18 protein-coding genes and 1 pseudogene are annotated in these 21,527 nt (G+C 49.1%); 14 read left to right on the top strand and 5 right to left on the bottom strand.

What is annotated here, in order from left to right; genetic code table 11:
- Positions 1–516: 516 nt before the first annotated feature.
- Positions 517–1,203, bottom strand: a complete 687-nt coding sequence (locus Q0600_RS10515; protein WP_298760071.1) for a SapC family protein — start codon at positions 1,201–1,203, stop codon at positions 517–519.
- A 150-nt stretch (positions 1,204–1,353) separates the two neighbouring features.
- Between Q0600_RS10515 and Q0600_RS10510 the strand changes: the two genes are divergently transcribed.
- Positions 1,354–2,127 (top strand): 3'(2'),5'-bisphosphate nucleotidase CysQ, encoded by a 774-nt coding sequence (locus tag Q0600_RS10510; protein WP_298760069.1) that lies wholly within the window; start codon positions 1,354–1,356, stop codon positions 2,125–2,127.
- A gap of 63 nt (positions 2,128–2,190) precedes the next feature.
- Entirely contained in the window at positions 2,191–2,574 is a 384-nt protein-coding gene (locus Q0600_RS10505) for a type II secretion system protein (protein WP_298760067.1), read from the top strand.
- 17 nt (positions 2,575–2,591) lie between these two features.
- Here the strand turns inward: Q0600_RS10505 and Q0600_RS10500 are convergent, their stop codons facing one another.
- Entirely contained in the window at positions 2,592–3,203 is a 612-nt protein-coding gene (locus Q0600_RS10500) for a disulfide bond formation protein B (protein WP_298760064.1), read from the bottom strand.
- Between the two features lie 96 nt (positions 3,204–3,299).
- Between Q0600_RS10500 and Q0600_RS10495 the strand changes: the two genes are divergently transcribed.
- From Q0600_RS10495 to Q0600_RS10475, 5 genes are all read left to right on the top strand, one after another.
- On the top strand, positions 3,300–3,869 hold the full coding sequence (locus Q0600_RS10495; RefSeq protein WP_298760063.1) for a TRAP transporter small permease subunit: 570 nt from the start codon (positions 3,300–3,302) through the stop codon (positions 3,867–3,869).
- A gap of 93 nt (positions 3,870–3,962) precedes the next feature.
- Positions 3,963–5,324 carry a TRAP transporter large permease subunit gene (locus tag Q0600_RS10490; protein ID WP_005871492.1) on the top strand — a complete coding sequence of 454 codons (1,362 nt, stop codon included), beginning with the start codon at positions 3,963–3,965 and terminating at the stop codon, positions 5,322–5,324.
- A 41-nt stretch (positions 5,325–5,365) separates the two neighbouring features.
- Positions 5,366–7,204, top strand: a complete 1,839-nt coding sequence (locus Q0600_RS10485) for a biotin/lipoyl-containing protein (RefSeq protein ID WP_298760062.1) — start codon at positions 5,366–5,368, stop codon at positions 7,202–7,204.
- Positions 7,205–7,334: 130 nt separating this feature from the next.
- Complete coding sequence (pckA, locus tag Q0600_RS10480) at positions 7,335–8,918, top strand: phosphoenolpyruvate carboxykinase (ATP) (RefSeq protein WP_298760061.1); 1,584 nt, start codon at positions 7,335–7,337, stop codon at positions 8,916–8,918.
- Positions 8,893–10,245 carry a CAP domain-containing protein gene (locus Q0600_RS10475; protein WP_298760060.1) on the top strand — a complete coding sequence of 451 codons (1,353 nt, stop codon included), beginning with the start codon at positions 8,893–8,895 and terminating at the stop codon, positions 10,243–10,245. Before pckA ends, Q0600_RS10475 begins: the two co-directional genes overlap by 26 nt.
- 164 nt (positions 10,246–10,409) lie before the next feature.
- Here Q0600_RS10475 and Q0600_RS10470 read toward each other — a convergent pair whose 3' ends face one another.
- From Q0600_RS10470 to dnaG, 3 genes are all read right to left on the bottom strand, one after another.
- A complete protein-coding gene (locus Q0600_RS10470) occupies positions 10,410–10,925 on the bottom strand; it encodes a hypothetical protein (RefSeq protein WP_298760059.1) in 516 nt (171 codons plus the stop codon).
- Positions 10,926–11,133: 208 nt separating this feature from the next.
- Entirely contained in the window at positions 11,134–12,117 is a 984-nt protein-coding gene (locus Q0600_RS10465; protein ID WP_298760058.1) for an argininosuccinate synthase domain-containing protein, read from the bottom strand.
- A gap of 9 nt (positions 12,118–12,126) precedes the next feature.
- Entirely contained in the window at positions 12,127–14,190 is a 2,064-nt protein-coding gene (gene dnaG / locus Q0600_RS10460; protein ID WP_298760057.1) for a DNA primase, read from the bottom strand.
- Positions 14,191–14,250: 60 nt separating this feature from the next.
- Here dnaG and Q0600_RS10455 point away from each other — a divergent pair, with 60 nt between their 5' ends.
- The 7 genes and pseudogenes from Q0600_RS10455 to Q0600_RS10425 all read left to right on the top strand — a co-directional run bounded on the left by Q0600_RS10455 (position 14,251) and on the right by Q0600_RS10425 (position 21,468).
- A complete protein-coding gene (locus Q0600_RS10455) occupies positions 14,251–15,276 on the top strand; it encodes a tetratricopeptide repeat protein (protein ID WP_298760056.1) in 1,026 nt (341 codons plus the stop codon).
- Positions 15,254–15,676 carry a ribonuclease HI gene (gene rnhA, locus Q0600_RS10450; RefSeq protein ID WP_297915281.1) on the top strand — a complete coding sequence of 141 codons (423 nt, stop codon included), beginning with the start codon at positions 15,254–15,256 and terminating at the stop codon, positions 15,674–15,676. Before Q0600_RS10455 ends, rnhA begins: the two co-directional genes overlap by 23 nt.
- Before the next feature lie 452 nt (positions 15,677–16,128).
- Positions 16,129–16,791 (top strand): annotated as a pseudogene (gene rnc, locus Q0600_RS10445) (ribonuclease III); the annotation flags it as partial.
- 233 nt (positions 16,792–17,024) lie between these two features.
- On the top strand, positions 17,025–18,140 hold the full coding sequence (gene aroC / locus Q0600_RS10440; RefSeq protein ID WP_298760055.1) for a chorismate synthase: 1,116 nt from the start codon (positions 17,025–17,027) through the stop codon (positions 18,138–18,140).
- Between the two features lie 131 nt (positions 18,141–18,271).
- Positions 18,272–19,540, top strand: a complete 1,269-nt coding sequence (locus Q0600_RS10435; RefSeq protein WP_298760053.1) for a hypothetical protein — start codon at positions 18,272–18,274, stop codon at positions 19,538–19,540.
- Positions 19,540–20,229, top strand: a complete 690-nt coding sequence (locus Q0600_RS10430) for a hypothetical protein (protein ID WP_298760052.1) — start codon at positions 19,540–19,542, stop codon at positions 20,227–20,229. The genes Q0600_RS10435 and Q0600_RS10430 overlap by 1 nt, the downstream gene beginning before the upstream one ends.
- Positions 20,230–20,865: 636 nt before the next feature.
- Positions 20,866–21,468, top strand: coding sequence for a hypothetical protein (locus Q0600_RS10425; RefSeq protein ID WP_298760051.1), 603 nt, complete (start codon positions 20,866–20,868; stop codon positions 21,466–21,468).
- The last annotated feature ends 59 nt before the right edge of the window (positions 21,469–21,527 follow it).

Raw genomic sequence — 21,527 nt, 5'->3', positions numbered from 1 at the left:
GCCCGCCTGCGTGTTCGGTAAATTTAGACCGCTTAGCGGCGCAAGTATCGCCCGCGCGATGATAAATGCGGCTCGCAGCGACGCGCGCGGCGTGCAAATCTACGAGCCACGGGAATTTCTATAAATTGCGGGTGGAATTTCGGCGCAAAGGCGGGGCTTGGGTTAAATTTAAAACTAAAGTTTTAGGCAGTGTGGATAAAATTTTATAAATTGATCTACTTTAATTAAATTTTAAATTTAATAGAATTTTATAGTAAAATTTCTCGCTTGAAATTTTAAGCGTGGAATCTTGCGTACTGTGTTGTTGCAAAATTTTTGTTATAAAACCCTATGCTAAAATTTTAGGACTAAATTTGCGGTTTATTTAGTTTAGCCGCGAATAAAGCTTCCTAGGGCTTCAAGCTCGCATGCGGTTATGGCAACTTCAAGCCCCTAAACGATCGTAAGTTTTGCAAGTTTTATAAATCCGCGATATTAAATCCTAAAAATTATGAGCTACTTAGGAGGCGAAAACGTCTATTTTTTCGCTTCTTTCGGCGTAATCGGCGGGTCGAGCTGCATGATCTTATCGCCTAGGCGTTGAAAATTTGCAAGACTTTTTAAGTGAAAATACGCTAGTTCCAGATATCCGCGGCGCGCGAAATCCGCAAGCTTTTTATCGCTTAACTTCAAAAGCTTTTCGCGATTTACGACCGAAAAGCCGTTTAGCAGTGACGATTCCTTGCCGCTAGAGTTGATGCCGAGCTCCTTGGCTTCTAAAATCCCCGCCTTTTGAAATTCCGCCGCCGCAACGCGCGTGCGCATATCTAAATCGGCGTAATTTTGCATCACCTCTTTTAAATTTTGTAAAAACGGCGTCGGCTTACCGTCTTTAAAAAGCGCCTCGCCGTTGCCCTTGATCTGCTGCGCGTCTTTATCGAAGCAGATCGCCGTTTGATCGCCGATTTGAGCTAAGAAAAACGGATAATTCTGCACCGAGGAAGGCACCGTTCCTTTATAATCCTTATCGATTAGAACGTTTTTGGTGCGCCCTAGCAGCGCCACCATTTTGGGCTCTTTTTCAATGGTAAATACGATAACGAGGTTGTCCGCGCAAAACGGGATCTCCGGCGCGATCACCGGTACAAAAGGCGCGGTGGGAAATGCGTCTGCGTGATATTTCAAATCCGCGTGTTTAACGCTATCTAATACGACTGGGGTCATGTTGATCCTTTAAAAAATTTTAGCAATTATATAAAAAAGAATATTAAAATTCTAAAAGGGTTTTGAAATTTTGCCTGTTTTTACTTGCGTAAATTTAGACGTTTAGAATTTTAAATTTGATAGAATCACCGTTAAATTTAAGGAGTGAAAGTGGGCTTGGATGAGCTTTTGGCGCTTGCGATAGATGCCGCAAAAAAGGCAAATGCCGCGATAATGCAAAATTACGACAAATTTGATATCTTTGTCAAAGCGGACAGATCGCCGCTTACGAATGCCGATCTTGCGGCAAACGATGCGATAATGAGCACTCTGGAGTCTAGCGGTATTGCGATCTGCTCGGAAGAGTGCGTGCTGGATAGCAAGCGGCGCATGAGCGAGGAGAGATTTTGGCTGATAGATCCGCTTGACGGCACAAAGGAGTTCATCGCACGCAACGGCGAGTTTTGCGTCTGCATCGCGCTGATCGAGCACGGGCGTCCAATTTTAGCGGTGATCAGCATACCAATAAGCGGCGATATATATAGCTCAAACGGCGGCGGAGTTTATAAAAACGGCGTACTACTCCCTTGCCCCACTAGCGCACCACAAATCTTCATGCAAGGGCACTATAGCAGATCCGCAAAATACGTGCAATTCGCGCAAAAATTTGGAATGCAGCTCGTGCGCAAAGGCTCTGCGATAAAATTTTGCATCTTAGCCGAGGGAGGCGCCAGCGCGTATGCGAGATTTAGCGACTGCTCGCTTTGGGACATCGCCGCTGGGGATTTTTTGCTGCATCAAAGCGGCGGAGCGGTAGTGGATCTCAAGACGATGAAGGCGCCTCTTTATAACGGAAAAAGCCTGATAAATAATCATTATGTGGCGGTAGGTGCGAATGCGGTAAAAAATTTATCTGAAATATTGGAATTCGCAAAGAATTTTTAAGCTAAATTTATAGTAAACGTCTTATAATATAAGTCCAAAAATTTTTTATCAAAGGATAAAAACATGAAGGGCTTTACTATGATCGAATTAATTTTCGTGATCGTGATTTTAGGTGTTTTGGCGGCAGTTGCCATTCCAAAACTAGCAGCTACGCGCGATGATGCAGAGGTCGTTAGAGCATCTCAAAACATCGTTACATCTTTAAGCGATATAATAGGCTACTATACTTCACAAGGTCAGTATAGTTCAGATATTCCTAGCATGACAAATGTAGCAATTCCTATTAAAGCCAAAGGCTCCGTTTGTGCTACTTATAAATATAACAATGCATCGCAAATTACCTTAAAAAAAGAATACAATGGTTTGTGCGCTACAGTTTGGGATTCGGCAAATCTAAAAACTATAAGCAACCTTTATAGTTCAGATGCATTAGTAATTGTTCAGTAGCTTCTTTGGCGCAGGGACTATCTCTGCGCCTTTTTATTTAAAAATCCAAGAAAAATTCCAATCATCCAAATAATTGCGAAAAATATAAAGATAAAACTCCAAAATTGCGCCAGATCCACGCTTTTGCTTGCCGGGAACAGATACCAGCCTCCGCTATAAAGCGCCGTTAGCTTGGCTTGCAGCCCCTCTAGCGTCGCATCAGCCGGCACTGCCGGAACGTCGAATGCACAGCTGTTAAACGGCTTAAAAATCGGCACCACGCTTAAGTCGAAATTTAAAAATTTAACCGCCCCGCCACAGCCGCTTATCCCTCCCATTTCGCCGTCTTCGCGCAGTACGACGCGGATTTTGGCTAAATTCAACGACGAGGCAAATCCTAGCACCGCACCGTAGAACCACACCGCATATCCACAGATTGCGCCGTAAACGTCCTTGCCGCAAACCGCTAAAATCACCGTTCCTAGCGCTATGGCGCAAAGTGCGAATCTCACGTGAATACTAAAGCTTTCCGGATAGATAAAAAGGAATTTTTGCAAGAAAAAATATGAAAATGCTAGCCAAAAAATCGCCCAGATAGCGCAAAAGGCGAGAAATCTTTTAGAGTATTTGTTTTGAAATTTTAAAATCATAAAAATCCTTTCCGCGCATAATTTTATAATAAATTGCAGATATTTTTGCTAAAATCCCAGCTTTTATAGCAAAAATTTCAAGCAAAGGGTAAAATTTTGAAGAGTTTTTTACGCAGATTAGAAAGAGCTTTTGATGCGTTCGCAAATATCTTAGGCGTATTAAGTATCGTATTTTTGGCGCTTTTAGTTATAGTCGTTTTTTACAATGTTGTGGCGCGCTATCTTTTTCCCGCCGCAAATTCCGTCGCTATGCAAGAACTTACGTGGTGGCTATATTCGGCGATGTTTTTATTCGGTGTGACCTACGCGCTCAAAGAAAATGCCCACGTTCGCGTGGATATTTTTTACGAAAAATTTAGCCCCACTGCAAAAGCGCTCATAAATATCTTAGGCACGATATTTTTCATTTTGCCTTTCGTGGCGCTCGTGGCGTTTTTTTCGATCGATTACGTGAGCGAGGCTTATACGAGCCATGAGGCCAGCGCCAATCCCGGCGGCATGCAGCATCTTTGGATCATCAAGTCCGCGATCACACTTAGCTACGCGTTTTTATTTATCTACGCATTTGGATTTTTGATTAAAAATATTAACGCCCTGCTTGATGTTAGGGAAAACAAAGGCTCGGAATTTCTTAGTGGGAATTCTTCGGGCGCGCAGAGTGTGTGAAGGCAAAATGAGCTTAAATTTAAAATTCTATAAATTTTACGCTTTTCGCTCTTGGGCGGAATTTTGCCATGGCAAGATAAAAGGTGGCGAGCTATGATAGGCATAGTGATGTTTGCGGCAGCGCTTTTTATGCTGTTACTCGGTTTTCCCGTTGCGTTTACGTTCGGCGCCGTGGCTGTGATTTTTGGCTTTATCTACGGACTTAGTGAGGCGTGGGATTACGCGCAGGGCTTTGAAATTTTAACCGAAGCTTTCGAGGATATGAGCAGGCAGTTTTTTTCACTGATGCCTAATAGAATTTACTCGATTATGGAAAATCAGCTGCTAATTTCGGTGCCGCTTTTTATTTTGATGGGTATGATTTTGCAAAAGACTCGCCTTGCGGAGCGCTTATTAGAGTCGATGGCATTTTTATTCGGCGGCGTACGAGGCGGCGTGGCGATCAGCACTGTTTTGGTGGGCGCGTTACTTGCGGCTACGACGGGCATCGTGGGCGCGACTGTCATCGCTATGGGCGTCATCAGTCTGCCCGTGATGATGAAATACGGCTACGATAAGCCCCTAGCTACCGGCACTATCGCTGCTGCGGGCACGCTTGGGCAGATTATTCCGCCTTCAATCGTGCTAATTATTTTAGGCGATATACTTTCTGTTTCGGTGGGCGATCTTTTCTCTGCAGCAGTTATTCCTGGGCTCGTGCTAGTGGGTTTTTACGTGATTTATATTGCGATTATTTCATATATTTGCAAAGATTATGCGCCGCCTGTTCCGCCGCTAGAGGGACTTAGCAAATCAAAGCAAATTTTTATCGCGCTTAAAAACGTCGTGCCGGTGCTCGTGCTGATTTTGCTCGTCTTAGGATCTATTTTTGCGGGCATCGCTACGCCTACGGAGAGCTCGTCGGTAGGCTGCTTGGGTGCGATAGCGCTAGCTGTTTTATATCGCACGTTTTCGTTTAGGCTGATCTATGACGCGCTAAAAAATACCGCTAAAATTTCGGGCATGGTTTTTATGATTTTGATGGGTGCCACGGCATTTTCGATGATTTTTTCTTACACGGGCGGAGATGAGGTCGTAAAAAATTTTATGGAAAATCTGCCTGGTCAAGCATGGGGATTTATCGCGCTTACGATGGTAGTTATCATAGTGCTTGGATTTTTTCTAGATTATGTCGAAATTTCATATATCATTTTACCGATACTTTTGCCGATAGTAGAGTCTTTGCATATCAATCCCGTGTGGTTTGCGATCTTAATCGCTGTAAATTTACAAACATCGTTTATGACGCCGCCATTTGGATTTTCGATATTTTTCTTAAAGGGCGTGACTCCGCCGCAAATCCACACCACGGACATTTACAAAGGTGTACTGCCCTTTATTTTGCTGCAAATTCTAGTGCTATTAACGCTCGCAATCTTTCCGGGGGTTTTTGGTTTAAAAGCTTTTTTAGGCTAGAAATATTAAAATTCACGCTAAATTTAACCTAGGAGCTAAAAATGGCTAAAAAGCTTATCGACGTTATGGATACGACCTTTCGCGACGGATTTCAGTCAGTTTTCGGCGCGCGCGTGGCGATGGAGGATTTCCTGCCTGCCGTTAGCGTGGCAAAAGACGCGGGCATCACGCACTTTGAGTTCGGCGGCGGCGCGCGGTTTCAGAGCCTGTATTTTTACCTAAACGAAGACGCCTTTGAGATGATGGATAAATTTAGAAGCATCGTGGGCGAGGGGGCGAATCTGCAGACCCTTAGCCGCGGCGTAAATACCGTCACGCTCGATACAGGCAGCCGCGAGATCATCGATCTGCACGCCAAGCTTTTTGCCAAGCACGGCACGACGACGATTAGAAATTTCGACGCGTTAAACGATGTGGAAAATTTAAAATTTAGCGGCGAGTGCATACATCGCCATGGCCTTAAACACGAAGTTGTGGTTACGATGATGGATCTGCCGCCGGGATGCAGCGGCGCGCACGACGCAGCGTTTTATGAGAGAATTCTGCGTCAAATTTTAGACGCGCAGATTCCGTTCGACAGCGTCTGCTTCAAAGACGCAAGCGGTACCAGCAGCCCGCAGAAGGTCTATGAGACGATCAAGCGCGCGCGTAAAATTTTAGGCGACGGCGTGCATATCCGCCTGCACACACACGAGACGGCGGGAGTTAGCGTTGCATGCTATCAGGCTGCGCTCGTTGCGGGCGTAGACGGCATCGATCTTGCCGCGCATCCCGTAAGCGGCGGCACCAGCCAGCCGGACATCCTCACGCTGCTGCACGCGACGAAGGGGCAAAATTTTGACCTGGGGCTAGATGCAGAGAAAATTTTAAAATACGAAGAGATTTTGGGCGAGTGCTTGAAGGATTACTTCATGCCGCCAGAGGCTACGCAGGTAAGCCCGCTCATTCCGTTTTCGCCTATGCCGGGAGGCGCGCTTACTGCAAACACTCAGATGATGCGCGATAATAAAATTTTAGACAAATTCCCGGCCGTCATCAAGGCCATGCGCGAGGTCGTCGAAAAGGGCGGTTTCGGCACGAGCGTAACGCCGGTTAGCCAGTTTTATTTCCAGCAGGCGTTTAACAATGTAATGTTCGGCCCGTGGAAAAAGATCGCCGAAGGCTACGGCAAGATGGTGTTAGGCTATTTCGGCAAAACGCCCGTTAAGCCGGATGAAGGCGTGATTAAGATGGCGGCGGAGCAGCTGGGACTACAGCCTACGACCAAACACGCCGTAGATATCGCTGATGCCGACGAGAGCAAGAGCGTCGCGTATGCGCAGAAGATTCTACGCGAGCAGGGCATCGAGCCTAGCGAGGAGAACGTATTTATCGCGCTTGCGTGCAAAGAAAAGGGTATCGCGTTTTTAAAAGGCGAGGGCAAGGTGATGATCCGCAAAAAAGAGGACGTAGCACCTGCCGCAAGTCATCAAAGCGGTATTTCTAAAAACGGCAAATTTGACGTTAAAATTAACGGCAAAATTTACAACGTAGAATTTGCCGGACAAAACGTGCTTGTAAACGGCGATCGATACGACATCAGCTTCGATACCTCAGCGCCTGCAAAGCCGCAGTCGCAACGCTCCGCCGGCGAGCAGCCCACTGCTAACGCGCGAGGTGGTACGGACGATAACGATATAAAAGCGACGCTTCCTAGTAACGTATTTAAAATTTTAATAAAGGAAGGCGACGCTGTTAAGGCGGGGCAGACGATAATCGTACTTGAAGCGATGAAGATGGAGATAAATATCGAAAGCCCGCGCAAAGGTATAATCGATAAAATTTTAGTCGCCCAAGGCGATACGGTCGATGCCGATCAAGTGCTTGCGATTTTAAGATAAGCTCTAAATTTAGGCGGCGCTTCCGCCTAAATTTCATGAGGGTCATCCTCGGCGCTTAAGCGAGCTCACCTAAATTTTAAGCTATAATAGCGCAATCTTTTATCAAAATTTAATTTAAAAAGGATGCAAAATGACAACTCCGAACGATCTGGATAAACTAGGTCTTAAAAATATCAAAAAAATCAACCACAATCTAAGCTACGACGAGCTTTTTGAACTCGAAAAGGCAATGAATGAAGGACGGGTGTCAAGCAACGGCACTTTTATGGTGGATACCGGCATCTTTACGGGTCGCAGCCCCAAGGATAAGTACTTCGTAAAACAAGATCCGAGCCAAAAATACATCGCCTGGGGCAAGATAAATCAGCCCATCTCAAAAGAGCTTTTCGATAAGCTTTTAGCCAAAGCCAAAGCCCAGCTAAGCGGCAAGGAAATTTTTATCCAAGACGCATTTTGCGGCGCTAGCAAATCCAGCCGCAAAAACGTGCGTTTCGTAACCGAAGTCGCGTGGCAGGCGCATTTTGTAAAAAATATGTTCATCCGCCCAAGCGAGAGCGAGCTAGCGGAATTTCATCCCGATTTCGTCGTTTACAACGCGTGCAAATGCAAAAACGAAGATTACGCGAGCGACGGGCTGCACTCCGACGTTTTCGTTATCTTTAACGTCGAGGAAAACGTCGCGGTTATCGGCGGTACGTGGTACGGCGGCGAGATGAAAAAGGGAATTTTCTCGATGATGAACTACTGGCTACCGCTTGAGGGCAAGCTAAGCATGCACTGCTCGGCAAACGTGGGCAAAGAGGGCGACACGGCACTATTTTTCGGCCTAAGCGGCACGGGTAAAACGACGCTCTCGACCGATCCAAACCGCAAGCTGATCGGCGATGATGAGCACGGCTGGGACGACGAGGGGATATTTAACTTCGAGGGCGGCTGCTACGCGAAGTGCATAAATTTAGACCCGAGCAGCGAGCCTGAAATTTACGCCGCGATCAAACGCGACGCGCTGCTTGAAAACGTGGTCGCCAACGAAGCGGGCGTAGTAGACTACAAAGACGGCAGCAAGACCGAAAACACCCGCGTCAGCTATCCGATCTATCACATTGATAACTACGAGCCAAGCTCTGCGGGCGGCCATCCGAAAAACATAATCTTCCTGACCGCCGACGCATTCGGCGTTTTGCCGCCGGTCGCAAAGCTAACTAAAGAGCAGGCGATGTATTATTTCCTAAGCGGCTATACGGCAAAAGTCGCGGGCACCGAGCGCGGCATTACCGAGCCCGTGGCGACCTTTAGCGCGTGCTTTGGCGAGCCGTTTATGCCGCTGCACCCGACCGTTTACGCTAAGCTTCTGGGCGAAAAGATCGACAAGCATGGTGTCAGCGTCTATCTCGTAAACACAGGCTGGAGCGGCGGCGCGTACGGCGTGGGCAAGCGAATGAGCATCAAAGCCACGCGCGCATGCATAAACGCGATCCTTGACGGTAGCATCAAAAAGTGCGAATTTGAAAATTTCGAGAAATTTAACTTAGCGATCCCAAAAGAACTCGCAGGCGTCGAGACGAAGCTGCTAAATCCGATCAATACATGGACGCACCCGACGGAATATAAGATCACGCGCGATAAGCTTGCAAAGATGTTTGAAGAGAATTTCAAACGCTACGAGGACGTAAAAGAGGGGGTCGAGTTTGCCAAAGCGGGCCCTACGGCTTAGGCTCCTGGGTCTTGGGGCGATCTGCGCGCTTTTTGCCGCATGCGAAAACACCCCCTCAAATTTAAAACAGCCGCTCGTTGCGATGAGCGGCTTTTCCTTTTACGACGATCCGCTAAGCTACATCAACAATGTGCGCGCAAAATCGGGGCTAAATCAGCTTTCGCAGAATGAAATTTTAAACACCTCTGCGCTTAATCACGCAAAATATGTCGTCGCAAACGAGGCGATGTCGCACGACGAGACCCCGGGCAAGCCGAATTTTACGGGCGAGAATCCGTCAAAGCGCGCTTTTTACGCAGGCTATAATGCCGTCGTGAGGGAAAATTTATCTTATAATTCGAGCGATCTAAAAAGCGCGATTGACGGGTTACTCAGCGCGATTTATCATAGATTTGCATTTTTGGATTTTGCTTCGGATGAGATCGGCATCGGCTATTTTGAGCACGGCAAAAAAAGCAGCTACGTTTTTGAGATGGGAAATTCGCGCCTTAACGCCTTTTGCTCGCGGAATTTAAACGATGAAGGAAGCGGCAAATTTCTACTGGGGATGTGTAAAAATGAAACACTACGGATGAGGGAGGATAAGTTCAAAAGCGCCACTGCGCTAAACTCGCGCCCTTACGTTTACTACCCGAACGACGAGCCCGCGCTTGCATTTTTCAGCAACGAAATTCCAGATCCCATGCCAGAGTGCAAAATCACCGCAAATCCTGTAAGCGTGGAGTTTAATGCCGAGGGACCGCCCGTAGCGATGAAAAGTTTTAAAATTTACGAAGGCGGCAGGGAGCTTCAAAACGTTAAAATTTTAGATAAAAACTCCGATCCTAACGCCATTTTAAGCGATAGGCAGTTCGTGCTTTTCAGCAGAGACGTTTTTAAATTCGACACCAAATACGGCGCGGAGTTTAATTACGAGCAGGGCGGGAAGCAAAAAACGCTGCGGTGGGAGTTTATTACGCAGGCGCCTAAATTTAGATACTTCGTTGTGCAAGGCGGAGAAAATTTGAGCGTGAAAAATGGCGCGTTTTACGACATATTCGTAACCCCGAAAGACTGCAACGATTTGATGAAAAGCTACAAAACGAGCTACTCCTTTATGGATAAGCCCGAAATTTCAAGCCCCGCGGCAAATATGCTGCGCGTAAAGCTAAACGGCGCAAAGGGCGCGAAGCTTGAAATTTCAACGGACAACGGCGCGATAATAAATTTATATTTAAGCGACGACTCCAAGAGCTACGGCGGCATGGGTAAAATTTACGCCGCAATCGCGGCGGTTTTGGCAGCGATCATTTTGTTTTATCTTTTGACAAGGCGCAGAAGGCGATAGGCGAGACCTATTTTTGCGACCTCTGCTTTTGCCTGCGCACACAGGGGCGCATAATGCCATCCAGCGTGAAATTTAATGCAGAGCTCGGCTTTTAAATTTCTCGTCGCAAGTCGAGGTTGGCGCCAAATTTTAATCTAAATTTGGATTTATTTCATCCGCAAGTTTTAAAATTTTATCCTGCCCCACACCTGGCGCATAGATATCCGCTCTATCCCGCCCCTAGCACTAAAAAGCACGGCGATCCGCCCCTCGCTCATCGCACGCTTAGCAAGCTTGGTCGCCGCTGGGCTGTTGCCTATATTTGGCGTTTCGTCTATGCTTATCTCGGCGCAGCGGCGCAAAATAGGCGCCATATCGAAATCTTCGTCCAACAAAACAACGACCGAGCCGCGCCTAAAACTACAAGCGTTCCAAAAAATCTCGGCGCCGTTTACGCATTCGCGCGCCAGATCGAGGCGAAATTTGCCCCGCTCGCGCACGAGAAAACTAAACTCGCTCAAGTTTAGCGGGTGCTCTATGCTACCGAAGGCTCCCGCGATGCTATCTTTGCGCCCGTTATAGACATAGGCGGCGAGCGCGTTTTGTAGTAGCGGCGCGATGATCTCATCATGCGCGCTCGTATGGTCGCCCTCTCTAGCGCAGCCTGGGATCTTTACGAAAAACGGTTTGAAATACTCCATAAACGCTCCTTGAGCTTATAAAATTTACTCGTTTTTGCTTTTAAATTTAGCGCTCGCGGCGGTTAAATTTAACTCTGAGCCTGACGCATTTTCGGTATATTTCGGGCGTTATCATTTAAATTTTACTCTTGTATCTGCTATCGCAGCTTCTTGCGCTTATGTATCGTTTTTACGCCTATCAAATACAACCTGGATGGCGGTTTGGATTTTACACAAAATACTCGCGGGCGGCATCCTTGCTCTCAAAGGGGCTTGCGCTCAGCTCGCTGCCCTCTAAGAGCAGGGCGTAGCTGCGCGCGGCGTCCGTTTTGGCGTATGTTAGCGCCAGCCTTGCCGCAAGCTCTCTATCCGCCTCGCTCGCGCCCCTACTTAGCAGGCTTAGCGCGCCCACGACGTCATCTTTAAATTTTATCTCGCTAAATTTCGGATTTTGCACGGCGGCAAGCTTTTTGTTGTCGCTCTCATCCCGCCCGATTATGAGCTTGGCGCCCTCAGGCAAGCGCAGATGGCGTCCGAATTTTAAAATTTCAGCATCCGCGGGCGTTTCGATCTTTTCAAATTTTACCGCATCCTTGATCCGCTCGCTGAAGCTCTGCACGGTTAGCAAACAGCCTCCCGCCGGCGTTTCATAGTCCTCAAAGCCAAACTCCGCCGCGAGCTGCATCTGTCTAGCCCGCCCGCGCCCGCTGATGTCAAGCAGCGCGCCCCTATCGACCCAGCCCTTGATCTCGGGCGTCGTGGGCGGCAGCAGCATCGCGCACAGCGGACGCAGGATCAGCCCCTCCTCATCGCCGCTAAGCCCGCCGACCTGAGCTAGAGCCTGCGCGCGCTGGCTCATCGGGCGCTGTCCGAGCACCTCGCCAGTGATGATGAAGCTCGCCTCTTCGCTTTGCAGCATCGCAAGCGCGGTCTTAAACATATATCCGTGGCAGTCGATGCAGGGGTTGAAGTGCTTGCCGTAGCCGTATTTGGGCTCGAAAAGCACCTGCCGCAGATACTCGCTTCTGATATCGACGCTTTTAAAATCCGCCCCCGCGGCTGCGGCTCTGCGGCGCATGATCTCGCTCTTATCGTCCTTGCCGCCAAATCCGATATCCATATTCAGCGCGAGCACCTCGATGCCTTGCGAGACGATGAGTTTGACCGCGAGCATGGAGTCAAGCCCGCCGCTAAAGAGCGCCAATGCCTTCATTTCGTTCCTTTACTTGAGTTGATTGATCTTTTTTTGATACTCTAAGATCCGCTCGATCTTGTCGGGCGCGTCGGAGTTTTTGAGCTTTTGCATCAGATCTTGCAGGGCGTTGCGGCGTAAAATTTTGCACGCGTCGTTAAAAAGCGCTGCGCCGCCGATCGGCAAAATTTCATCGTCCAGCGCAAGCGCGCGCAGATTTTCGCGGGCTTCAGTTTCGGCGTTTTGAGCATTTTGGAAGCTTTGAGCGCTTTGAATATTTTGAGCTGCGGCCTCCCTCTCGCCCTGCTTCGCGACGTTGTTTACTTCTTGCTTCTCGCCGCCGTTTGCGCCCTGCTGCGCGGAGGAGCCTTTTAAATTTACGGCGCCTGCGGAAGCTTGCCCGTCAAAATTTTGCTCGCTAGAATTCTCGCCGCTTTTTAAATTTGCGCTCTCTCTACGGATAAAATTTTCTCCCGCGCCGCCCGCGATAAAATTTTCGGAGGCGCTGTCTACATTGCCGTCCTCGCCCGCGATGAAATTTTTAAAATTTCCGCCGCTGCGAGCGAAAGCCAAAAACGCCTCGAAAATATCGCCGTGCATGCGAAAATCGCGCCGCTCCAAGCAGCCGAGCCCGAGCTGTGCCATCTCGCCATCAAGCAGCATCGATTTTATGATCTGAAGCTCCGCGATCTCCTTGCGGCGCAGTAGCGTCCGCCCGAGCCTCGCCGAAGCCGCAGGCGGCGCAGAGCTTTCATAGCGCGCCGTGTTTTGCGCGCGATCAAAATTTCCGCCGCTGAAGCTCCCGCTCTCGTTAAAATTTCGCCCCTCAAAGCCCACGCCGAAATTTTTACCGCCGTCAGCGAGATTGAACGAGCCCGGCGAGACGTTTAAAATTTGCGCCACTAAACTCTGATAGGACTCGGCTAGCACGGGGCCGAGCGCTGCGGTAAATTCTTTGATCTCATTTAGCGCCGCTTCTTTTTGCACGGGGCGGGCGAGGTCGTATTTTTTAGCGATTCTTCGGATCAGAAACTCCCCGCTCTCCATACCGCTAGCATAAATTTGCTCTAGCTCGCGCACCTTGCCCGCGACTATCATATCCGCAGGATCTGCGCCGCCGCCGATTATAGCGACGCTTGAGTCGATCTTATTCAGACACAAAAGCCGCGCCGATTTTATCGCCGCATTGATGCCCGCAGCGTCGCCGTCGAAGCTAAGCACGACGTTAAGCTCCGCGCGCTTTATAAGCGGCAGATGAGCGGGCGTCAGCGCCGTGCCGAGCACCGCTACGGCGTTATCGATGCCCGCTTGATGCAGCATGATAACGTCCATGTAGCCCTCGGTGATGATAAGGGTTTTTTTGGCGATCGCGCTTTTTTTCGCAAGGTCGAATGCGTAGAAAATTTTAGATTTATCAAACAGCGCGCACTGCGGCGAATTGACGTATTTAGCCGGGTTATCGCTTATCGTGCGGCCGCCGAAGCCCACGAGCTTGCTCGCGTGGTTGTAGATCGGAAAGGTAATGCGCTCGATGAAGCTTGCGTAGAGCCCGCGCTCGTTTTGCTTCACCGCGCCCGCATTTAACGCGTCTTGCGGCGGAATTTCTTCGTTTTGTAAAACCCTGATCGTCTGCGCGCTAGCTCCTGCGTAGCCAAGGCCGAATTTGCGGATGCTTTGATCGCTTAGGCTGCGATCGTGCAGGTATTTTACGGCGGCGGGATTTTGATAAAGGCAGCTTTGGTAATAGGCGTTTAAAATCTCAAGCACCTTCTTCTCTTCGCTGCGCTCCTGAACTTTAGCGCCGGTGTATTGCAGCGCGAAATTATACATCCCCGCAAGCTTTTCGACCGCTTCAGGGAAGCTTATCTTTTCGTACTCTTGGATAAATTTAATCGCATTGCCGCCCGCCTTGCACGAAAAGCAGTGAAAAATTCCAAGCTTGGAGCTCACGCTCATACTCGGGTGCGAATCGTCGTGGAAGGGGCAGACGCCCACGAAATTTGCGCCGCTGCGCTTAAGTGGGACATATTTTTCTACGACGTCTACGATATCTACGGTGGCCAGCAGATTTTCTATGCTTTCGTTTTTAATCATAAGCGAAATTATACCCGCACTTTGCTATAATTGCCCTTTATTTTTGCGACGAGGTTTGATTTGGATAATTTTTTCTTAGACGATCGCGACCCGATTTTCGGGCTTATCATGCTGATAAGCATAATCTTACTGGTGTCGATTCTAAGCTACATTTGGGGAGTTTTTTCTAAAAAAAACGAGAGGCAGAGTTTAGAGAATTTCATCAAAAAATTTGACACCCTAGACGCGCTTAGTACCGAGCACAGAGCGCTTTTAGCAAGCCCGCAGATAGACATCCCGACGCTTGGAATTTTAGCTAGCTCTTTCGTAAAAAGCGGCGACTTCGAGCGCGCGATAGAAATTTATCTAATCGCGCTAAGTAAGGCTAGCGGCGGCGTACAGAGGGAGTTTATCCTTACAAATCTCGGTATCGTATATTTCAAAGCGGGCTTTTTAGGGCGCGCCGAAGAGGTGTTTTTGCAGGCGCTGAAGCTGCGCCCGAGAAACAAAGAGGCCCTTACGCATCTTACGGTGATTTACGAGCGGCTGAAGCGCTTTAATGAGGCGCTTGAGGTGCTTGACGCGTTGCGCGAGCAGGACGCCGAAGTATATGCTCAAAGCCAGTTCGAGCGCGCCCAGATCATCGCAAACGACGCCAATACGCCGTTTAACAAGAAGATCGCTAAAATTTCAAAGTTAAACTTCAAAGGCGCGGGGCGGTTCTGCATGGAGCTTTTTATCAAAAACAAAGAGCCTATGGAGGGCTTTGACCGCTTCCCGCCGATCGAGCAGGCTATCGATCTGATCTATGATTTCCCTGCGGCTATAAATACGCAGGATGCGGAGTACAACGCGCTTTTTTATGCGCTCGGAAAAAGCGATCAAAAGCCGCAGAGCGCGAGTAAAATTTTTGAGATTAACGCGCTTATGGCTATGAAAGACGCGGGTTTTGAGGACGCGGGGCTTAGCTTTAGCTACACCTGCGCGAAGTGCAAAAGCTCGGTGGGGCTTTTTTCGCACCGCTGCCCGGTCTGCTACGAGCTAGGCAGCATGGAGATTAGAGCGCAAATTTCGGAGAAAACCGGTGAAATCGGTCAAACTTTTTAGCGACGGCAGCTGCCTCGGCAACCCTGGAGCGGGCGGCTGGGCTTATATCTTGCAATACGGCGACGCGATAAAAAAGGCAAGCGGCGCAGAAGCGATGACGACTAATAATCAAATGGAGCTAACAGCCGCCATAATGGGGCTTAGCGCGCTTAAGCAGCCCTGCCGCGTCGAGCTTTTTACAGATAGCGAATACGTCGTTAAGGCGATAAATTCCTGGCTCGCAAAGTGGGTCGTTACCGATTTTAAGGGCAAGAAAAACGCGGATCTGTGGCGCAGATACCTTGCGGCGGCGGCGCCTCACGAGATCAAGGCCTCGTGGGTCAAAGGGCATGCGGGTCATCCGCAAAACGAGGAGTGCGACGCTATGGCTCGCGCGGCGGCGGAAGCGATAAAATCTTAAAATTTTACGCGCAACAGGGCTCTAGCACGTCCTAGCTTCGGCGTAAATTTTATCGCCCGAAGCTTGTTTTAGCGCATTTGTTCACGCAATCGGGCTTCGGTGCACTCTATTCGTTTGCGTCGTTCGCGCTAGTTTGCACCATATTTTGTGCGCGGATTGCATTCGCAGCAAGCGGGCTTTGATGCGGCTGCATTTGCGACAAGTTTGTTTTAGTGTAAATTTCGTTTGCGATAAGTGAGCCTTAGCGCGGTTTGCGTTAGAATTGGCGGGCTACGTTTAAATTTTATTCGCCGCAGATTGGTGCTAGCGCGTTTCATTCGCCACGTTAGTGCAAATTTAGCGCGGGTTATGCTTGCACTCGTTCGTTCCGCTTGCACGGGTTTCCTTCGCACCTGATGCCGTTTGCGTGCGGACCGTCGCTGATTTCGTAAAATTTTATAAAAAGGGCAAAGATGCAAAATTTAGAAAAATTACAAGAAAAACTGGGCTATAAATTTAAAAATTTAACCCACCTTAAGATCGCTCTTACGCACAAAAGCGCCAAAAACGGACACAACAACGAGAGGCTGGAATTTTTAGGCGATGCGGTGATGGATCTGATCGTGGGCGAGTATCTTTTCAAAAAATTTAGCAGCGACGAGGGCGATCTGAGCAAGCTGCGCGCCGCGCTCGTGAACGAAAGCAGCTTTTCTAAATTTGCAAAATTTTTAGGCATCGGCGAGAACCTGAATATGTCGCTGTCCGAGGAGCGCAACGGCGGACGCGAGAAACCATCGCTGCTTTCGGACGCGTTTGAGGCGATAATGGGCGCCGTCTATCTTGAGAGCGGGCTGCAAAATACCGCCCGCATCGCGACTGTAATCTTAGAAATCCTCTATCCGCGCATAAGCTTTAACGAGCTCGTGCGAGACTACAAAACCGCGCTGCAAGAGCTCACGCAGGCAAAATTCGGCGTCACGCCCGAATACGTCCTTTTAGGCTCGAGCGGCCCCGATCACAAAAAAAGCTTCGAAATGGCGGCACTCGTAGGCGGCAGGCGGCTCTCATCCGCCGTGGGAGCGAGCAAAAAGGAGGCCGAGCAAAAATGCGCGCAAATCGCGCTCGAGCTTTTACAAAACGGCGCCTCGCACGGCAATGGCGAGCAAACGGCATGCGGCGACGCACAAAGCGGCGCGAACTGCGCACAGGGCGGCAAAAAAGGCTCACGAGGCGGCGACGGACGAGCGCGGGGCAGCGCAAAGAGCGATCGCGCCGGCACATCGGGCGGCACGCCGAGCGCTAAAAAAAGCAATGAGCGAAGCGGGCGTGATACGGATAAACAAAGCAGCGGCGATCAAGGAGACGCGCTATGAACACCTTCGGCGAGAGATTGCGCCTTAGCACCTTCGGCGAGAGCCACGGCGCGGCGATCGGCGGCGTTTTGGACGGCTTTCCGGCAGGCGTGGCGATCGAGATTTCAAATATCCAAAGCGAGCTTGACCACCGCAAGCCGGGCGGCAGATACGCTACGCCGCGCAAAGAAGTCGATGAGATCGAAATTTTAAGCGGAATTTTTGACGGTCGCAGCACCGGCGCGCCGATCGGATTTATCATCCGCAACGCAAATCAGCACTCAAAGGACTACGAAGATCTCAAAGATATTTTCCGCCCCGCACACGCCGATTTTACATATTTTGCCAAATACGGACTGCGCGATTACCGAGGCGGCGGGCGAGCAAGCGCACGCGAAACCGCCGTGCGCGTGGCTGCGGGAGCGTTTGCGCAAATCTTGCTGGATCACTTTAAAATTTCCGTAAAAAGCGGAATTTGTGGCGTGGGCGAAATTTACGCGGGAAATTTAGACTTCGACTTTGCGCAAAACAGCGAAATTTTCGCGCTCGATCCCGCTGTGGAGAGCGCGCAGAAGGAGTTAATTCTAAGCGTCAAAAATGCGGGCGATAGTATCGGCGGCTGCGTGCTAACTCGCGTCACGGGCATGCCTGCAGGGCTCGGCGAACCGCTGTATGGTAAGCTCGATGCGGTGCTTGCGGGCGCGCTGATGGGCATAAACGGCGTAAAGGCCGTGCAGATCGGCGCGGGAGTGAAGGCAAGCACGCTAAAAGGCAGCGAGAACAACGATTTTATGCGCGCTAGCAATGATGCGATCCGCACCAATGGCGGCAAGATCGGCGCAAATTTCGCAAACAACAACGCAGGCGGGATCTTGGGCGGCATAAGTAGCGGCGCGCCTATCGAGATCACGACCCATTTTAAGCCTACTCCGAGCATTTTCATGGCGCAGCACAGCGTGGACGTGCGCGGCGCAGACGCGGTCTGCGAGCTGCGCGGGCGGCACGATCCGTGTATCGCCGTGCGCGGCAGCGTCGTAGCTACCGCAATGGCGCGGCTGGCGATCGCCGATGCGCTACTGCTAAACGCAAGCGCGACGCTGGGGAATTTAAAGCGAATTTATGGCGAGGATTAAATTTAGACGAGCGGTGCAGCGAAATTTTGCGAAATTTAATGAAATTTCAAGGGCCGAGCGATGAAATTCCCGCGAGCGAGGCGGGCAAATTTTAAATTTACGCGGTAGGTCTATCGCGACAAGGAGGGCAAATGAGACTTGAGCGTATCGGCGAGGACTCGGCGCTGATCGCACGCATAGAGGCGATCAACGTCGCAGCGTTCCCCGAAATCGAGCGTATCAGCATAAAAAATTTCTTAAAAATGTCGCGCAAAGGACAGCTTGAAATCGCGGCGATTTTCGAAGATTTTACTGCCCTGGTCGCTGGCGGCGCGGCTGATAAGCATTACGCGGCGGCGAGCGAAAATTTATGCGTGGGATCGCAAGATCGCGGCGAAGCTAGCCAAAATCGTGACGCTGCGGGTAAAAATTCCAATGCGGATAACTGCGGCGCGGCAGAATTCGCCTCTTTGAATTCCAAAAATCGCAGCGTGATAGGTAAAAAATCCAGTGCGACGTGTGAAAAATCCAGCTTGGAAAGTAAAAATCCCAGCGCGGAGGCAAGCGAAAATTCCAATTCGGCGGCGCTGCAAAATTTAAGCGGCGAGGAGCTCGTTGGGTTTTGCGTCTATAGGACCGAGCAAACCTACAAGCGCGCGGTTTCGCACCACAAACAGCCGCCGCTTCGCCTAAATGCGGATAAAATTTTAAGATCCAAAGCTCACGGCGGCGCGGAATTTGAAGGTGCAGAGGATGAAATCTCAAGCGACGAAGCGGAATTTTCAGAGGCAAAATTTTTTGGCGTTGCAAGCGGTAAAATCGCGGACCAAAAAACGCAGCCTTTTAGCGGCGATGAAATTTTAAACGCGAGCGCAGATAGCAAAATTCCGATCGACGCGGACCGTTTGATTTGCGGTGCGGGCGGCAAAATTTTATCAAGCGCCAGAAGGGATGAAATTTTATCAAGCGCCGCAGAGGGAAAAATTTCGTCAGGTACCGCAGAAAGCGAAATTTCGCGCTACGATGAGGACGAAATTTCAAGCGGCGGAGAGAGCGAGATTTTTTACGTGGCCTACCTCGGTATCGATGCGAAATTTCGCGGGCTAGGGATCGGCTCAAGGCTGCTCGCTCTCATCGTCACGCAAAATCCGCGCGCGCAAATCGTCCTTGATGTCGAGCCACCGCACGAGGACGCGCCCAACCTCGCGCAGCGCCTACGCCGCATAGAATTCTACGGCAGGCACGGTTTTCGGCGCTGCGGCAAGTTTTTCAACTACGCGGGGCTAAGCTTCGAGATCCTTGCTAAACCGCCGCTAAGCGCGCCGCAGCAGGGATTTGACGTAGCGAGCTTCGTGAGATTTATCGGCGCGGGCAATAAATTTAGATTTAAAATCACCGACGCGCCGCTATACAAAAACTAATGCAAAAGCCCGAATTTAGCCTCATCTGCGATGATACATTTTATAGAATTTTCTCCGCCTCTATCCTTGCGTTTTTTTGCATTTTAATCTCTTTAGACATCGGCGGATCGGGGGAGCTGTTTTACACGGACAGCCCGCTACGCTCGCAGCGAGCCAAGCCCAGCCTGACGATTGTTTTTATGTTTTTAGCGCTACTTTATCTGCGAAGCGGTAGCAAAGAGGCGGCGCGCGTGGAATTTGACGAGCTTAAAATATCCTTTCGCAGAGGGCTAGACAAATACGATCTTATGCTTGGATGCGTTGATCTGATAGAGCCGTCGTTTGGCTTCGTGCGGACGTTTCGCGTGCCGTTTATAAGCTACGAGCGGTTTTTGAAACTGCAAGAAATTTTAAAATTCTTGCTTCTTTTCGCATACATCGCGGGCGTGTTTTTGACGATCAAATTCGGCTTTGCCGAAGCTGCGATCTATGCAGCGGCGGGCATTTTTGCGATTTTGATCGCCTCAAAACTCGTCGTCGCGCGAAGGCTAGACGGACGAGCAGGGCTACGACTGCGCGACTGCCTGCTACTGCGCGGGAGGGACGATACGGGCGCGGCGGTATTTTTTTGCATCCGTCCTAGCTGCGCCGAGCGCGAAGCTTTACGTATATATTTTTTGAAAAATTTCAGCTACGACATTAAAGCGTGAAATTTTTTGGTTTTCAGCGTGAAATTTAGACCCGTGGGGTAGCCTGGATAAGGCTAAACGTAAACGAAGCGCAAAGGCGGATGCTGCGCGAGTATTTCGCGGCGAGATTGGGGTTGGGTTTCGAGCAAATTCCACTCACGGCAGTCGCAGATGAGATCGCTCAGTACTCGCAGTAGCCCTCTAAGTAGTCGCAGACAAGCTCGCTCTGTGTCTGAAAAGCCCCATAATTAGTCGCAAAGATCCACATTGTACGTCCGCTTAACGAGGATGATCGCCGCTCGTAGCAACTCGCCTCGCCGCAAGCGCCTCTGCAAATATCCTGCGCTCTTAAACGCGCCGAAAGCGAGGCGGTGATAAAATACAAAAACCATACCGAAAAGGAATTTTATGCGAGACCATGACAAAGGGCCGATCAAAATTATAGACAGAGCGGTTTACTTTCAAAATAATATCGTTCTTTTTCTTTCACTCGGTTGCCTATATAAAATATTCAATCTAGAAGTTGCTCCGTTAAACTTGAAATTTTACACGCATTTTAGTGCCGATTTAGTTATGTTTATCGTAGTGGTCTTTTTATTGTTGCCGGCTACATTACTTTGGCCTATTAAAAGAAAGGGCAGTCCCGCGTATTTTTTATTGGAAAATAATAAAATCAGCTATATAAACGCTTTCGACGATAAGCCTGGATCGCTAAATCAGGCGTTGAATGATTTTTATTTTGTCAAGAAAGAGGAAATAATAAAAATTTGCAATGCCTGCGATATCGATAAAATAAGCTTTTGCATTATATCTGAGTTATACAATAGCTACGGAAGATTTCACTATTTTTCGCCATACGAGCTGTATAAAAAGTCGTCCATAGGGGTACACATAGGAAAGGCTGTATTGTTTTTATATCATACGATAAATTTCATATTATTCATCTTGCCGTTTAAAATTTATATGCTGATAAGAGCGGGCGAGCCTTTGGGTTTAATCCGCAAAAATATCGTGTTAAGGTTCAAAAATAGGAATTACTTCCTTATAAATATATATTCTAGGCGAGATCTGGATGAGATACTAGAGTATTTTAAGCAAAAAGGCGTCCAAATTACAGATAAAGTGGTCTTTATGCCGCAGGCGCAAAATAAAGGCCTGTTTACCGATAAAAATGAAATTTGGAGCGATGATTTCGACGATACGAAAATTCCAAAAGACATGTTTAAGCGAAAGCTTAGGCGGTTTTTTAGCTTGGATTAAAGAGCGATTCCGCCCGTTTCAGCGTAAAATTTAGACCCGCGGGGTAGAATTACAAAAAT

Source organism: uncultured Campylobacter sp. (genome assembly GCF_938041645.1).
In the GTDB taxonomy this organism is placed as follows: Bacteria; Campylobacterota; Campylobacteria; order Campylobacterales; family Campylobacteraceae; genus Campylobacter_B.
Note: the sequence above shows the minus strand (reverse complement) of the source record. Positions and strands in the feature narration are given on the sequence as shown.

Bases quoted from the DNA above. Each gene is read 5' to 3' on its own strand.
- Q0600_RS10435 (WP_298760053.1), top strand. From the start codon at position 18,272: ATGAGACTTGAGCGTATCGGCGAGGACTCGGCGCTGATCGCACGCATA.
- Q0600_RS10500 (WP_298760064.1), bottom strand. From the start codon at position 3,203: ATGATTTTAAAATTTCAAAACAAATACTCTAAAAGATTTCTCGCCTTT.
- aroC (WP_298760055.1), top strand. From the start codon at position 17,025: ATGAACACCTTCGGCGAGAGATTGCGCCTTAGCACCTTCGGCGAGAGC.
- Q0600_RS10515 (WP_298760071.1), bottom strand. From the start codon at position 1,203: ATGACCCCAGTCGTATTAGATAGCGTTAAACACGCGGATTTGAAATAT.
- Q0600_RS10430 (WP_298760052.1), top strand. From the start codon at position 19,540: ATGCAAAAGCCCGAATTTAGCCTCATCTGCGATGATACATTTTATAGA.
- Q0600_RS10485 (WP_298760062.1), top strand. From the start codon at position 5,366: ATGGCTAAAAAGCTTATCGACGTTATGGATACGACCTTTCGCGACGGA.
- Q0600_RS10490 (WP_005871492.1), top strand. From the start codon at position 3,963: ATGATAGGCATAGTGATGTTTGCGGCAGCGCTTTTTATGCTGTTACTC.
- Q0600_RS10505 (WP_298760067.1), top strand. From the start codon at position 2,191: ATGAAGGGCTTTACTATGATCGAATTAATTTTCGTGATCGTGATTTTA.
- Q0600_RS10470 (WP_298760059.1), bottom strand. From the start codon at position 10,925: ATGGAGTATTTCAAACCGTTTTTCGTAAAGATCCCAGGCTGCGCTAGA.
- dnaG (WP_298760057.1), bottom strand. From the start codon at position 14,190: ATGATTAAAAACGAAAGCATAGAAAATCTGCTGGCCACCGTAGATATC.
- Q0600_RS10465 (WP_298760058.1), bottom strand. From the start codon at position 12,117: ATGAAGGCATTGGCGCTCTTTAGCGGCGGGCTTGACTCCATGCTCGCG.
- pckA (WP_298760061.1), top strand. From the start codon at position 7,335: ATGACAACTCCGAACGATCTGGATAAACTAGGTCTTAAAAATATCAAA.